13 protein-coding genes, 2 tRNA genes and 1 pseudogene are annotated in these 13,398 nt (G+C 62.8%); 8 read left to right on the top strand and 8 right to left on the bottom strand.

Features of this window, described 5'->3' with window-relative positions; translation table 11 throughout:
• The first annotated feature begins 61 nt into the window (after positions 1–61).
• Both GOQ09_RS12110 and GOQ09_RS12105 read left to right on the top strand, forming a co-directional pair.
• On the top strand, positions 62–766 hold the full coding sequence (locus GOQ09_RS12110) for a glutathione binding-like protein (protein WP_157613637.1): 705 nt from the start codon (positions 62–64) through the stop codon (positions 764–766).
• A gap of 36 nt (positions 767–802) precedes the next feature.
• Positions 803–879 (top strand) — tRNA-Pro (locus GOQ09_RS12105).
• 82 nt (positions 880–961) lie between these two features.
• Here the strand turns inward: GOQ09_RS12105 and GOQ09_RS12100 are convergent.
• On the bottom strand, positions 962–1,495 hold the full coding sequence (locus GOQ09_RS12100) for a YybH family protein (RefSeq protein ID WP_157613636.1): 534 nt from the start codon (positions 1,493–1,495) through the stop codon (positions 962–964).
• A gap of 143 nt (positions 1,496–1,638) precedes the next feature.
• On the opposite strand from GOQ09_RS12100, the gene GOQ09_RS12095 reads away from it, so the two are divergent.
• Positions 1,639–2,625, top strand: a complete 987-nt coding sequence (locus GOQ09_RS12095; RefSeq protein ID WP_207309950.1) for a LysR family transcriptional regulator — start codon at positions 1,639–1,641, stop codon at positions 2,623–2,625.
• A gap of 81 nt (positions 2,626–2,706) precedes the next feature.
• Here GOQ09_RS12095 and GOQ09_RS12090 read toward each other — a convergent pair whose 3' ends face one another.
• A complete protein-coding gene (locus tag GOQ09_RS12090) occupies positions 2,707–5,979 on the bottom strand; it encodes an autotransporter outer membrane beta-barrel domain-containing protein (protein ID WP_157613634.1) in 3,273 nt (1,090 codons plus the stop codon).
• Between the two features lie 389 nt (positions 5,980–6,368).
• Between GOQ09_RS12090 and GOQ09_RS12085 the strand changes: the two genes are divergently transcribed.
• The 5 genes and pseudogenes from GOQ09_RS12085 to GOQ09_RS12070 all read left to right on the top strand — a co-directional run bounded on the left by GOQ09_RS12085 (position 6,369) and on the right by GOQ09_RS12070 (position 9,257).
• Positions 6,369–6,641, top strand: coding sequence for a hypothetical protein (locus GOQ09_RS12085; protein ID WP_157613633.1), 273 nt, complete (start codon positions 6,369–6,371; stop codon positions 6,639–6,641).
• Positions 6,642–6,720: 79 nt separating this feature from the next.
• A pseudogene (locus GOQ09_RS26505) lies at positions 6,721–7,281 on the top strand (arginase family protein); the annotation flags it as partial.
• Positions 7,282–7,324: 43 nt separating this feature from the next.
• A complete protein-coding gene (locus GOQ09_RS26500; protein ID WP_347563379.1) occupies positions 7,325–7,615 on the top strand; it encodes an arginase family protein in 291 nt (96 codons plus the stop codon).
• Positions 7,616–7,759: 144 nt separating this feature from the next.
• Positions 7,760–7,836: transfer RNA gene (locus GOQ09_RS12075), tRNA-Arg, on the top strand.
• Between the two features lie 179 nt (positions 7,837–8,015).
• Positions 8,016–9,257 (top strand): tyrosine-type recombinase/integrase, encoded by a 1,242-nt coding sequence (locus GOQ09_RS12070; RefSeq protein WP_157616681.1) that lies wholly within the window; start codon positions 8,016–8,018, stop codon positions 9,255–9,257.
• 138 nt (positions 9,258–9,395) lie between these two features.
• Here GOQ09_RS12070 and GOQ09_RS12065 read toward each other — a convergent pair whose 3' ends face one another.
• From GOQ09_RS12065 to GOQ09_RS12040, 6 genes are all read right to left on the bottom strand, one after another.
• Entirely contained in the window at positions 9,396–9,653 is a 258-nt protein-coding gene (locus GOQ09_RS12065) for a helix-turn-helix transcriptional regulator (protein WP_157613632.1), read from the bottom strand.
• Positions 9,654–9,990: 337 nt separating this feature from the next.
• Entirely contained in the window at positions 9,991–10,644 is a 654-nt protein-coding gene (locus GOQ09_RS12060) for a 2OG-Fe(II) oxygenase (protein WP_157613631.1), read from the bottom strand.
• Positions 10,641–11,219: a hypothetical protein gene (locus GOQ09_RS12055; protein WP_157613630.1), complete on the bottom strand. Its 579-nt coding sequence runs from the start codon at positions 11,217–11,219 to the stop codon at positions 10,641–10,643. The genes GOQ09_RS12060 and GOQ09_RS12055 overlap by 4 nt, the downstream gene beginning before the upstream one ends.
• 13 nt (positions 11,220–11,232) lie before the next feature.
• A complete protein-coding gene (locus GOQ09_RS12050; protein ID WP_157613629.1) occupies positions 11,233–11,823 on the bottom strand; it encodes a 2OG-Fe(II) oxygenase in 591 nt (196 codons plus the stop codon).
• Positions 11,824–11,844: 21 nt separating this feature from the next.
• Positions 11,845–12,177 carry a hypothetical protein gene (locus tag GOQ09_RS12045; protein WP_157613628.1) on the bottom strand — a complete coding sequence of 111 codons (333 nt, stop codon included), beginning with the start codon at positions 12,175–12,177 and terminating at the stop codon, positions 11,845–11,847.
• A 52-nt stretch (positions 12,178–12,229) separates the two neighbouring features.
• Positions 12,230–13,237 carry a hypothetical protein gene (locus GOQ09_RS12040; RefSeq protein WP_157613627.1) on the bottom strand — a complete coding sequence of 336 codons (1,008 nt, stop codon included), beginning with the start codon at positions 13,235–13,237 and terminating at the stop codon, positions 12,230–12,232.
• Between the last annotated feature and the right edge of the window lie 161 nt (positions 13,238–13,398).

Raw genomic sequence — 13,398 nt, 5'->3', positions numbered from 1 at the left:
TATGCTGCCTGCCTCGAATCACAACCCGCAAATTACAACCCGCATACCGGAGCCCCGAGACATGCCTGCATCGCCTATCGAGGTTTATTCCTGGCCCACGCCCAACGGCCACAAGATTCACATCATGCTGGAGGAGTGCGGCCTGCCGTACAACGCCCGTCCGATCAACATTGGCAAAGGCGACCAGTTCGCGCCCGACTTCCTGCAGATCAGTCCGAACAACAAGATTCCCGCGATCACCGACCCCGACGGCCCGGACGGAAAGCCGATCTCTCTTTTCGAATCGGGCGCCATCCTCGTGTACCTGGCGGGCAAGACCGGCAAGCTGCTGCCCAAGTCAGACCGTGAACGCTACGACGTGCTGCAATGGCTCATGTTCCAGATGGGCGGAGTCGGCCCCATGCTCGGGCAGGCTCATCACTTTCGGATGTATGCGCCTGAAAAGATCAGCTACGCCATCGAGCGCTACAGCAACGAAGCCAAGCGGATCTACGGGGTGATCGACAAGCAGTTGTCGAAGAACAAGTTCATTGCCGGCAAGACTTATTCGATTGCCGACATCGCCATCTTCCCGTGGCTGCGCAGCTGGGACAAACAGGGCATCACCCTCACTGACTACCCGCACCTGAAAGCCTGGTTCGACGCCATTGCCGCACGGCCGGCCGTGCAGCGCGGCGTGAAAGTGCTGGCCGATTTGCGCCAGCCGATCACCGGCGACAAGGAGCGCGAGATTCTTTTCGGCAAGACGCAGTACGAGAAACGCTGAGAGCACCCGATATTCAAGCTAGAATAGAAGGCTTGTCGGGGTGTAGCGCAGCCTGGTAGCGCATCTGGTTTGGGACCAGAGGGTCGAAGGTTCGAATCCTTTCGCCCCGACCAAAAAAAACGTAATGCGAACAGTCACTCAAGTGGTTGTTCGCATTTTCGTTGGTAGATACCCGTTTCTGGCGACCGGCCATCTTCACCTTGCTCTCGCGAGCCCTGCGGCCTCGGCCACGCTGATGCCGGCGCCGAGCGGGTCCGCATGCCGGTGGGCCAATACCCAGCGCGAGTTTTCACGCCGATAGACCAGCGTCACCCGCAGCATCCAGTCCTGCGGCGGCAAGCTGCCCACTTCCAGGCCTTGCGCATGCTCGATCACGGCCAGCACCACCATGTCCTTCGCGGCGTAGGCATGAACCAACTCCATGGACAGCCTGCCGTGGCGAAAGAAGGTGCGCATCGCCTCCCATTGGGCCTCCGTGGTGCGTCCTTTGGACGGCTTGCCGCCAAAGGGGGACATCAAAGTAAAGTCATGCGCCATCGGCACCAGCTCACGGTATCGGTCGACGTCGCCGCGCATCAGCGCATCGTTCGCGTCCGCGGACAGCTTGAACAGCAACGCCACGTCGCGAGGGCTGCCCGAGTCCTTCGAGCATGGCTCTGCGCCGGTCGACTCCAGGGTGGCCAAGCCGGCGCCGGCTCCGGCCAGCAGCGCTCTTCTTGAGGGAGACATCGATCTTTTCCTTTGCGGTTCATAGGCCTGGGCTGCCGCTGGTTGCGAGCGCCTCGGCACGAAGAATCGCTTTGGCGAAGCGATGAGTCCAACGATATGATTTCAGCGAGATGCTGAATCAAATTGATCTCTCCCGAGTCGACTTGAACCTGCTGGTGCTGTTCGAGGCAGTTCTGCAGGAGGGCCATGTCGGCCGCGCGGCGCAGCGCATGAACCTCACGCCTTCCGCGGTAAGCCATGGCCTCGGCCGGTTGCGCCACCTGCTGAACGATCCGTTGTTTCTGAGAACGCCCAAAGGCGTGGTGCCCACTGAACGCGCCAGCGAGTTGGCCGCGCCCATCGCCGAAGTGCTGGCCCGGGTGCGCAGCGTGGTGGCCTCAGCAGAGCCTTTTGACCCGTCGACGTCCACGCGCCGCTTCACCATAGGGGCGCCCGATGGCGTGTCCGCAGTGCTCTTGCCAGCGCTGCTGCCTCGGTTGCAATCGGCTGCGCCAGGTGTCGCGCTCAGTGTTCGGCAGTTGCTGCCGGCAGCGGGAGAGACCTTGCCGGGCCCTGCATGGCGGCCCGCCTACGAGCAATTGGAATCGCGTGTTCTGGACATCGCCGTGGTGCCCACGCCGGACGTGCCGGCGCGGTTTCACCGCCGCTTTCTGTATGAAGAAGACTTCGTCGTGGCGCTGCGCTCAGGTCATCCGCAAGCGCGCCATCTCTCGCTGGAGCGGTACTGCGCGCTGCAGCATTTGATGGTGTCGAATACCGGCGATCCGCATGGGTTCGTCGACACCGTGTTGGCCGAGCACGGCCGCACGCGCAGAGCCGCGCTCACCGTACCCAACTTTGCTTTTGCGCTCATGCTTGTGGCAGACACGGATTACGCATGCATGCTGCCCCGGCGCTTTGCCAGGCTGCATGCGCAGCGCCATGACGTACTGCTGCTCGAGCCACCAGTGCCTTTCAGCAGTTTTCGCATGCACCTGGTTGTTCCGGAGGCGGCGATGAGGGACGAGGGTCTTGCGTGGCTGGTCGGAATGCTCGAGGCTGCCGACTACGCACCGGGCAAGACCCGTTCATCTCCCGGAAACGCGGCCGGTCGAAAAGCCCGAACGACGCGCACACCGCCATCCGGGTGACCGGAACCAGCCTGTAGACCGCTCCACGGCACGCTTCCGTGTCACCTTCACCCGCCACGCCATGTCGACAGAGCGACGGGCTCACCACTTCATGCGCAGCCCCAGCGAGCCCTGCACCGTGCTCTTCACCCGCGCGTCGCCGCCCGAGGCCCAGAGCTTGCCCACTTCACCGTAGACGCTTGTCGTCTGGTTCAGCGCCAGCGTGAGGCCGCCGGCCAGTTCGCTGAACGTCGAGCCGGTGCGGCCCGTGATGTTTGTCGCGCCGGCGGGCCCGATGAAGCGGGCCACGTCGGCACCGCTGCTCGCCTTGTAGAGGTTGAACCGGCCGTACGGCTGCAGCGTGCCCAGGCCCGTGGCCACCTCGCCCTTCAGCCGCACGCCGACGCGTGCGATCCAGCCGTCGTCGCTGTCCTGCCGCACATTCGCGCCGGAGATCGCGATGGTGTCCAGGCTGAGGCGCTGGTGAATCAGCTGCACCTGCGGCTCGATCTTCCAGCCGCTCGCGCCAAGCGCAAAGGCCTGGCCCACTTCGATGGAGGCCATCAGGCTGTCGCCCTTGCCCCCGCTGCGCAGCCCGGACAGGGGTTCGGCGGTGTAGCGGTGGCGTCCGGCCTGCAGCACGGCGTCGGCGTAGAAGCCCGAATCGGCGGTCCAGGTGCCGTAGGCACCCAGGTACTGGCTGCGCAGGTCGTTCGAGCCGACGGCCAGGTCGGCGATGCCGCTTGCAAAGCCGTTGACGCCGATGCGCCCGTCGAGCTGGCCGACGTACACGCCGGCGCGCCAGTTCGACGTGGCGAACAGGTCAGTGCCGGCCTGGAAGCCCTTGACGTTGCCCTTGCTGTGCGGGTTGGCGGTGCCTTGCTGGCGGATGTCGATGTCGGCGGCGATCACGCGGCCCCAGGCCCGGCGCTCGCTGCCGCTCGATGCGGCGGCGCTGGCGGTCTTGGCGTCGTCGTCGCCGATGCGCTGGTGCAGGTTGCCGATCATCGTCAGGTCCATCTGGCGCAGCTGGCTGGGCAGTGCCGACAGCAACGGGACTTCGGCGCGGTAGGTGGGCACCTGCACGGTGATCGTGCCCGCAGTGCCGCCCGAACCGCCCGAGCCTGTCGCGGGTGGGGTGGTGGGCGTCGTCGGGGTGACCGGTGTAGTCACCGTGGTCGTCGAGCGCAGGTACCAGTTCTCGCCGGCGCCGCTCGCGTCCGCCGCATGCAGGCGGTACTCGTAGGCGCCGGCGTCGACGTGGCCGCCGCTCAGGGCGAAGGCGTCCTTGCTCGTCTGCGCGGTGGTGGTGGCGCCATTGAGCGCCGAGACGACCTCGATGCCGTTGCCCGTGGTCAGCGCGCCCAGGCCGCCGAGTTGGGTGATCTGCACGCTGGTCTTGCCGCTCGCCGAGGCGCCCGCGCCGTCGAGCACCAGGCGGTCGCTCACGCTGGAGCTGTCGCCCAGGAAAGTGCCCAGCCGCAGCACGCCGTTGCTGCCTACGTAAGCGCCGTTGACAGTGAGGGTGGTGCCCGGAGTGGTGCCGACCGTCGAGACCGTGCCGCTGTTGGCAAGCGAAGCGACCGTCTGGCTGAAGCCCGCCAGGTCGAGCGTGGCGCCGCTTGCCACGGTGTGTGCCGAGGCCGCGCTGAACGTGCCAGTGGCACCGGCCCTGAGCGTGCCTTCAGCCACATTGGTGGCGCCGGTGTGGGTGTTGGCGCCCGAGAGCGTGAGCGTGCCGCTGCCCAGCTTGGTGATGAAGCCGCCGCCGCTGATGTTGCCGCTGAGCGTTTCGCTGAAGGCGCCGGTGTCGATGACCGGATCGTTGTTGCCGGTCAGCTCAATGGCGTTGGCGAGGTTCAGGCCGTCGGCCACGAAGCCGAGCGTGGTGCCATCGTCCATGGCCAGCGTGCCGGTGCCCAGCGCCAGGTTGTGGCCGACATTCAATCGGCCTTCCTTGAGCGCGGTGCCGCCGCCATAGCTGTTGGCTGCTGTGAGCGTGGTGGTGCCCGCGCCTTGCTTCACCAGCGAGCCCGTGCCGCTGATGGTGCCCGAGAGCAGCAGCGCATCCGAGCGGTTGACGGCCAGCGTCGCGTTGTTCACCACGTCGCCCACGATGCTGCCCGAGGTGCCGCCGTTGCCAAGCTGCAGCGTTCCCGCAGAAATGGTGGTGAGACCAGTGAAGGCCTGGTCCGCGGTCAGCGTGAGCACGCCCGCGCCGGTCTTCTCGATGCCGCCGGAGCCGGTGACAAGCCCGGCGTATGTTGCGTCGGTCGGCTGGGCGAAGCGCACCAGCCCTGCATTGCTGATCGCACCAGGCGCGAACTCCGCCGTGCTCTGCAGGACGCCCGCCGCTGCGACATTCATGCTGCCCGTGTAGGTGCTGGCGTTGGCACCCAGGATCAGGGTGCCGCCATTCACGGTCGTGCTGGTGATGCCCGAGCCCGGCAGCGAGACATTGAAGGTCCAGATGCCGGCATTGCTCTGCAGCGTCTGGAAGCCGCTCAGAGAGAGGGGCGCAAAGGTCGATGCCGCGCCATCTTCGCTCTCGAGCGTGAGCAGATTGGCACCGTCGCCACCAGTGATGTGGCCGGTGATCGACGAGCCCGTGAAGGCATGCAAGGCATCGTTTCCGTTGGCGAAGTTGAGCGATCCGATGACGCTGCCCTTGTTGGTGAAATCGACCGCCGAGGTGCCGTTGGCGCCGAACACCGTGTCGGTGCCGGGGTTGCTGCCGCCCGCCACATAGCCCGCTTCCATCCTGCCGGTGTTGAGGATGGTGTTGTTGCCCGAGTTCGCCTGGAACCAGATCGCCGCATGGGTCGACCGCACGGTGCCGTGATTGATGATCGTGTTGCCGCTACCGAGCGGATTGACGGCCTCCGAATTGCCGGCGGTTCCATCGGCAAAGACGTTGGCGTTCCGCTCGATGAGGAGGGTGCTGTTGCTGTTGAACTCGATCGTATTGGCGCCGATGCTGCCACCGTATGGGCTGTCTGCGCCCGTGGAGATGTTCTGGACCGTGGCGCCGCCGCGAACCGTGATGGCGGCATTGTTGCCAAGGCTGATCGCGGTGCTGTTGCCCGTCCTGATCTCCGCATCTGGCTGAACATCCACCGAGGTGTTGGCAGCCGTGGTTGGCCCGGTTCCGACCGTTGTGCCCTGCGTTCCGCCGACCGTGCTGCATGTGATGGCCGCGCCCGCGGCCACACAATCCGCCGCTGCGGGCATGGACAAGGTTGCCAAAGCCAGGACCACCGCCGCGCCTGCCGTGCTGGCGGCGCTGCTGGCCTTCGCGTGACCGCGGCTCAGCTCCGAGACGACCGTCCACGCTGCAAGCGCGTCATTCCACACGATCCGAAATACTTTGTTCATGATGTTCCTGGTTGGTCCGCCGCCGCGGTGGAGTGGCGCTGTACCAATCAGGAGCAGGAAGTCCGGGCATTGCCGAACAAACCCTCTGAGCCGGAGCGCCGAGCGTGAGCGCGCGAGCTTATGTAACAAGTGCCCGGTTGGGCCTAATCATTGTTAACTTTTGAACTCATTCCATTAACTAGTTCACAAAGGTGCGATTTAGTACCCGTTCCAACGATCCGGTGACGTTGCTGGCAGGGTTTGCAGGTGCCTCTAAGCACCACTTGGGCTAAAATGTAGTTCCTTTGTTCTACTTTTACTGATCGCTGATTGTCTGATCTGCGCCAAAAGCGACAACAGAACAGCGCCAGCCCACCCGTATCAGGGCCGTGAAAAACGGCGGCATCCACATGAACCTAGAAGATCAATGGATCGCTTCCGAGGCGGCAGGGCGCATCGGCGAATCCGAAGTGTTCGGCGCGCAGATCAGCGCGATCGTTTCGATGCTGCGCGCGATGTACATGGCACACCCCGCCCCGGAAAGGGTCAGGCATCACTTCGATCAATTGATGGCTCAGTTGCTTTCAAGCCCGTATGTGAGCAACGACCCGGATCGGCAGCTGGTTCTTCAAGAGACCGCGGCAAGTTTGATTCGCCACCCGCGCGCAGCAGGACCGGGCTGACAGCCAAGAGCCCCAGCTGCCCACGCCGGGCATCGGCCAGTAAACTGCTCCGCAAGAGGTCGTCGCTTACGGAGGCGCCATGCCGACACGTCCCTATGCAATTCTCGAAGCCCCTTCCACGCTGGGCTTGGCGACAGACGGCGTGGAGCGATTGCCCGAGCGGCTACTGGGTCTCGGTCTTGCGGAGCGCATCCATGCGCGGCGCGCCGAGCGGCTGGCAGTGCCTGCGAAGGACCCTGCGCCCGACCCCGAAACCGGCATCCTGAATGCCAGGGCCATTGCGGCCTGGTCGCCCCGCCTCGCCGATGCGGTTGAAGCGGTGCTCGATGCGCGCGAATTCCCGGTCGTGCTGGGCGGCGATTGCACGATCGTGCTGGGGTCGATGCTTGCGTTTCGACGTCGCGGCCGCTACGGCCTCTTCTTCATCGACGGCAACGCCGATTTCTTCCAGCCCGAGGCGGAACCCAATGGTGAAGGCGCCTCGATGGACTTGGCTCTCGTCACCGGCTACGGCCCTTCGCTCCTGACCGACATTGAAGCGCGCGCTCCCCTGGTCCGCCCCGAAGACGCTGTCGCGTTCGCCTATCGCGACCACAAGGACCAGGAGGAGTACGGAAGCCAGCCGCTCCCCAAGGAACTGAAGGCGATCGACCTTCCCGCCGTGCGCGCGATGGGCATCGAGGCTGCGGCGCGCAAAGCGGGTCGACCACCTGACGCGAGAAGAACTGGACGGCTTCTTCATCCATCTCGACGCCGATTGCCTCGACGACGGCCTCATGCCGGCCGTCGATTTTCGTGTGCCGGGCGGGTTGTTGTGGAACGAACTGGTGACCGCGCTGCGGGTTGCCTTGGCGAGCGGTAAGGCGGCCGGCCTCGAGATCACGATCTACAACCCGCGCCTTGATGAGGACGGCAGCGCCGGGCGCGGCCTGGCCGATGCACTGGTAGCAGCGCTTGGAACAGCAGCGCCCTGAACATAGCTAGCAACGTCTGCTTTCCGGTGCGACCGACCGCATAGCGCGAGGCGCTAAACTCCTCCCCTCAATGTTTCCGCGCCAGAGGGAAAACGCAACCAGATTCCTTCTGTGTTTTCGTTCTGCCTCTGTCCGGCCCGGAATCTGCCCGTAGCTCAGTTGGATAGAGCACCTGCCTTCTAAGCAGGTTGTCGGGGGTTCGATCCCCTCCGGGCAGGCCAATGCCCCATTTCTCGCAGCTTCACGCTGACTCAGAACTCGCACTTCTCACAGGGGTGGCGGGGTTTTCTTTGCCTCGCGCGGCGTCGGGGCATAGCATTAAATCTTCGCAATTTGTCGGTACTTCTACAGGTACCTGCACATGGCCTGGATCCAGGTACCGACAGCACGGGGGATCAGCATGCCACTGACAGACACATTCGTGAGGCAAGTGAAGCACAAGGGCGCCGCCATCGGCGAGCGCTACGCCGATGGCGGCGGCATGTACCTGCGCGTCAAGGCGGCGGGCAGGTACTGGCGCATGGACTATCGCTTCCACGGCAAGGCCAAGACCCTCGCGCTCGGCGTCTACCCCGCAGTCTCGCTCGCCAAGGCCCGGCAACGGCGCGACAAGGCGCGCGAACTGCTGGCCGAAGGCGTCGATCCCAGCGCTGCCAGGCGCGCGGAAAAGCAGTGCCGGGCCACCGAGGCCGCCAACACCTTCGAGGCGCTGGCAAGGGAATTCCACGCCACCAAGGCCAGCAGCTGGAGCGCGTCCTATTCTGAGCGCTGGCTGCGCATCATGGAAAAGGACCTGTTTCCCTACCTGGGGCGACAGCCCATCGCATCGATCCGCGCGAAGGACCTCCTGCATGCGCTCAAGCGCATCGAAGCCCGTGGAGTCATCGAGACGGCGCATACCTTGCGACAGTGCGCCGGCCAGGTGTTCCGCTACGGCGTCCAGACCGGTCGATGCGAAAGCAATCCGGCGCCCGATCTGCATGGCGCCCTACGACCTGTGATCACCAAGAGCATGGCCGCCGTACTGGAACCGAAAAAGGTCGGCGAGTTGATGCGCGCGATCCAGGGGTATGGCGGCCAACCCATGACCCGCGCCGCCCTCCTGCTGTCCGCCCTCCTCTTCCAGCGGCCCGGCAACATCCGCGCGATGGAATGGGCTTGGATCGACTTCGAGAAGGCCATGCTCACCATCCCGGCGCAGGACATGAAACGGAGGCTCCACGAAAAGATCAACGGCCGGCCTCACCTCGTCCCGCTGGCAACGCAGGCACTGGAGGCACTGAACGCTGTGCATCCATTGACCGGACATGGCAGGTACGTTTTCCCAAGCATCCGTACCGGAGAGCGCCCCATGAGCGAGAACACCGTCAATGCCGCATTGCGCAGGCTTGGATACACCAACGACGAGATGACCGCGCACGGGTTTCGCGCGATGGCCCGCACCGTCATGGCAGAGCAACTGCATGGCATCCAGCCTGACGTGATCGAGGCGCAGCTTGCGCACGGCAAGAGCGGCCCGCTGGGTGCAGCCTACGACCGGGCGGAATTCATGGACAAGCGCAAAGACATGATGCAGCGTTGGGCGGACTATCTGGACCAACTTGCGGCCGGCGCGCAGGTCATGGCGCTCAAGGCAGCTTGAGGCGACGAGCGCTCATCGCTTTTCTGCCTTAGAAACCAGGCCCGGCGCATTTCTCTGCTAGCGGACAGGAGGCTATTCCGGCGCCTGCCTCACGGGCGTGCGGACCTAGCGGCGACCGGATCGCGCAGGCAACTGCACTCACTGCGCTGGCGATTGAGGTATGTTCGAATAGCTCTCCGGATCGTCAATCCACTGCTGAAGCGCTGCGCGCGGCCACCTGCAGGCCCGCCCTCCTATATGGACCGGCGGCGGGAACTTGCCTTCGGCAATTCTTCGATACACGGTCGCACGACTCAATGCGGTGATGCGAATCACGTCAGCCATGCGAAAAAATGCAGGTGTACCGACGGTCTGAGCACCGACTTCGCGGCGGTCGACATGGTGTTCGAGTTGCATGACAGATCCTTTATGGGTGCCGTGCTTTCAAGTCGTGATTGTTTGAGATGAAATGCCTCGCTTGAAGAGCCCGGATGGAAGTGGAACCAGTGCCCGGCCGCAGCAACAGTGCCGTCCGCGGGGCTGAACAATCGCAATCAACCCAGCGGCAGCCTTCTGTTCGAAATCGTCTCCCGCATGGATTTGCGTTAGCGTGCGACGAAGTGCATCCCTAGACAACTATCTCTTTTGACAGCCCCCGAAGGTAGCTCAGAACATTGGCGTCGCTCGTGCCGGCGAAATCTTGAGCTGAGGCGTCATCTAACGCGTGTCATACACAAACCGGGTGATCACGAATCTATCGTGTGGCGGCTTCGGAGGCCTCATTCGTGGTCAAAAAACTTGCAGCCCGTCCGTTCAGAATGCCATAGATGCGTTGGTACGAGTACCGCTGACCGCGCACGATCGGCCTCACCTCATGCGGGAAATTTCTGTTCGACGGAAAGATGACCAGCGTTCCCGTACTCGGTCGCAGTTCAAGGCCCTGCTTTGGAAAGTGGATCTCTCCGCCGTCAAAGTCTGAATTGAGATACAGGATGGCGGTGATTCCGCGTTGAACGTCCAGCTTCAAAATGCTGCCGTCGGCTCCACGTGCATGGTCGTCCGAGTGCATTTTCAGACCGACGCCCGGCGCGTACGCGAAGAATTCGGTCTGCGCGAGCACGAGGCTGTCTGAAGGATGCGCTGAAAAATTTGCCAGGAAATATTGGTAGACCGACTCGTAGATATGGAACGCCAGTTCCTCGTCATGGCGGGGCACGATGGCCTTGCTGTCCCGGTATCGCGTATCGATGATTGAATTGCCATCGCGGCCATAGACCTCGTGCACGCGATATTCGTTGGCAAGCAACTGGCTCTCGATGTGAGCCACGCAGGAATCGACAGGCAAGGCGCAAGCACCCTGGAAGATGGCAGCGTCCGGCTTTTGAATGGACTCGGCGTAGGTGATCACAGATCGAACCTCCAGGTGGTCTGCAACAAGCTCCGCGCGCCAGACCGGATCTCGGTCACGCCGTGCTTGTACTTGAAGTGCCCTGGGAAGGTCACCAGTTTTCCGGCGACGCCGTCGATCTGCAGGTTTGCGTTGGGAAAGTGGAGCTTGCCGCCTTCGAAGTCGATGCCCTCGGTGGACAGATAGAGCAGCGCCACCAGTTGGTTAGCCCAGTTGAACATGACCGTGCCCAAGCCATAGTCCTTGTCGGCCGGGTCTTGATCGTCGCAGTGCACGGGGCAGCCCGCGCCCTCGAAGTACAGCAGTATCTGGCTGGACGCGAGGCTGATGTTTCGGCCCGCATAGTTGTACTCGCCGGCCAGTGCTTCAACCTGCTGGCGAACAATTTCGACAAGCGCTTCTTTGCCCGGCATGTCGACATCGAAACTCATGCGGCCGCGCTCGCGGCCATGGTCGGTGTTGTATGTCTTCGAAGGCTTCGGGTTGGCCTTCCAGGCATCCTGGATGACCTGCCGATAGTCTTCAATGGCAAGGTGCCTGGTCCGGATGCCGTCGCGCCCGTCTGGCGTCGACACCGTGAAGCACGGGTTAAACAGCGGGCGTATCTTTGACATAGTAGTGCCGTGCAATGGCGATTCGCTTCCCTCTTGTCACCGGCGTCACCAGATGCGGGAAAAGATAGTTCGAGGGGAACGCAACCAGCGTTCCCGTCAGCGGTTTCACGGAGACGTCATGCGTCGGAAAAACCAGTTCCCCGCCTTCCAGGTCATCAGAGCTGACGTACAGCAGGCCCGCAAACTGGTTGAGCAAGTGCATGACGTACTTGTTGCGGCCGAACTGCTGCGGCGGCTTGAACTGATCGTCGACGTGCAGCCCGGCCCCTGCGCCTTCGGTATAGATCATGAATTGCTGCCGCGAAACTGATCCCGAATAGCCCTCTCCGCGCGTGTACAGCGACTGAAGAACGAATTCGTCCAGCATCTGATAGAGCGGCGCGAACCGTTCGGGCTGGCGGCTCTTGAGTTCCTTCGACCTGCGCAGCCTTTTGTCTTCGTCGCCGACATTCGAGTAGATGTCGAACGACAACTCGAGCTCCTCGGTCTCGAACACAGAAAAGCAACTCTGGATGAGTTCGGGCGGGATAGTGGTTTTCGAAACCTCTATCCCGCCGCTGACCATGTGAACCGGATTCGGGAACAATTAATCCCCACCCGCTCCGATGCTGCCGGTGGCACCTGCGCTGTTGCAAGCAGCAATGCCGTTCTGAAGCGCCATGAAGTTCGCGCTCGTCATCGAGTTGATGATGGCCGAGGTCAGTGCCGGTACGTTGATTCGCAGCGGATTCTCGGGTGTGCCATCGCCGATGAGGTAGATGCTCCCCACCACCACCGGGGCGTGGGAGCCCGTTGCAATCTCTCGAACGGCCGTTGCTGCTTCCCGCTTGAGCGGCAGCACGTTGCTTTCTGCGCTTGAAAACGCCGAAGCCATGTTTTCGCTTGCGTCCGCTGGTTGAATCTTTTGAAGTGTCTGCACGGTGAGCTCTCCTGAAGTGTGCTTCGACGGGTGCCGAAGCGGATGGCGGGCACTAACTGCCCAGAAAATCTGATGTGTCGGCCTGAGTTCCGAACAACGTGGAAAAGATGTGGGTATAACCACTGGGCGGCAGCGTGGGATTCGAATTCACTTCGAGCCACCAGGCGTTTCCGCTGTCATCGAGAACACCGTCCAGGGAATACAAGACCGGCGCGGAAAAGCGGGCTTCGAGATCGCTGGCGAGCACCTCGACCGCCTGCCTGGCCTGCTGCAGGAGGGTACCGGGTAAATTCGGTAATGCATTGTCTGCCGCCTCCGTGGTCGGTGGAGACTCATAGCCTCGCCCATAGCGAAAGTCGAGCCACACCGACTTTCCGCGGGGCAGCACCTCGTCGCGGGTGCACCCTTGGTACGCGAGCGACACCGCTACTGCTTCGGCATCGCCTCGAGGCCGGGGCATCTGAGGCGACTGGGCACGGGCGAGTTGCTCAATCAGCTCATCGACGCTACGGGTGCCATCGCCGATCACTGTCGAATATGGATGGGCGTGCACATGAAAAATGGTTCGCCCCCAGACCCACAGCTTGAGATTGACGCCTGGAACGAATTGCTCGGCATAGCGGGTCTCTTTCGGAGATGCGGAGCTGCCCAGTTCATCCGCCTGGGCAGCGTCAGCGCGAAATGGCCCGACGATATGCAGGCCGAAGGAACCCATGGCTCCTTTGAAGATGAAATCCTGATCGGGCTGCTCCGGCGGCAGCCACCAAGCCGGCGTGCGAAGCGCGTGCTCTGCCATGTAGGCCTTGAACAGGAGCTTGTCGGTCGAAAGCGCCCATCGCACCGGTTGATAGGGAAGCCAGCCCAAGAAACCCGTGGTCTCGTTCGAGAACTTGCTCACGTTGGCCAGCTGTCCGTTGATGCGAACCCGGAATTGGGGGTGCAGGGTGAAGAAGCGATTCCTTGCCTTCACCTCCATCTGAAACGAGTCGACATCGATCGAGGACTGCGCCGAATGTTTTTCACCCCACCTTTTGACCGCACGGATGTGGTTCGTGAGCATGGTCATGTACATGGAAAGAGCCGTCGACGGACGGTGAGAAAGAAAAAAGAGGTGCGATAGACCCACCGACTCAGGCTAGTCGGATTGGGCTTCAGACGTACATATCCGGGGATGCCGACCCTTGTTTAGCGTTTTCCGACTGCGCTGAATGGTCTTTCTAC

It is taken from the genome of Variovorax paradoxus, from assembly GCF_009755665.1.
Classification (GTDB): domain Bacteria; phylum Pseudomonadota; class Gammaproteobacteria; order Burkholderiales; family Burkholderiaceae_C; genus Variovorax; species Variovorax paradoxus_G.
Note: the sequence above shows the minus strand (reverse complement) of the source record. Positions and strands in the feature narration are given on the sequence as shown.

Bases quoted from the DNA above. Each gene is read 5' to 3' on its own strand.
- GOQ09_RS12100 (WP_157613636.1), bottom strand. From the start codon at position 1,495: ATGTCTCCCTCAAGAAGAGCGCTGCTGGCCGGAGCCGGCGCCGGCTTG.
- GOQ09_RS12050 (WP_157613629.1), bottom strand. From the start codon at position 11,823: ATGGTCAGCGGCGGGATAGAGGTTTCGAAAACCACTATCCCGCCCGAA.
- GOQ09_RS12085 (WP_157613633.1), top strand. From the start codon at position 6,369: ATGAACCTAGAAGATCAATGGATCGCTTCCGAGGCGGCAGGGCGCATC.
- GOQ09_RS12090 (WP_157613634.1), bottom strand. From the start codon at position 5,979: ATGAACAAAGTATTTCGGATCGTGTGGAATGACGCGCTTGCAGCGTGG.
- GOQ09_RS12065 (WP_157613632.1), bottom strand. From the start codon at position 9,653: ATGCAACTCGAACACCATGTCGACCGCCGCGAAGTCGGTGCTCAGACC.
- GOQ09_RS12070 (WP_157616681.1), top strand. From the start codon at position 8,016: ATGCCACTGACAGACACATTCGTGAGGCAAGTGAAGCACAAGGGCGCC.
- GOQ09_RS12110 (WP_157613637.1), top strand. From the start codon at position 62: ATGCCTGCATCGCCTATCGAGGTTTATTCCTGGCCCACGCCCAACGGC.
- GOQ09_RS12040 (WP_157613627.1), bottom strand. From the start codon at position 13,237: ATGCTCACGAACCACATCCGTGCGGTCAAAAGGTGGGGTGAAAAACAT.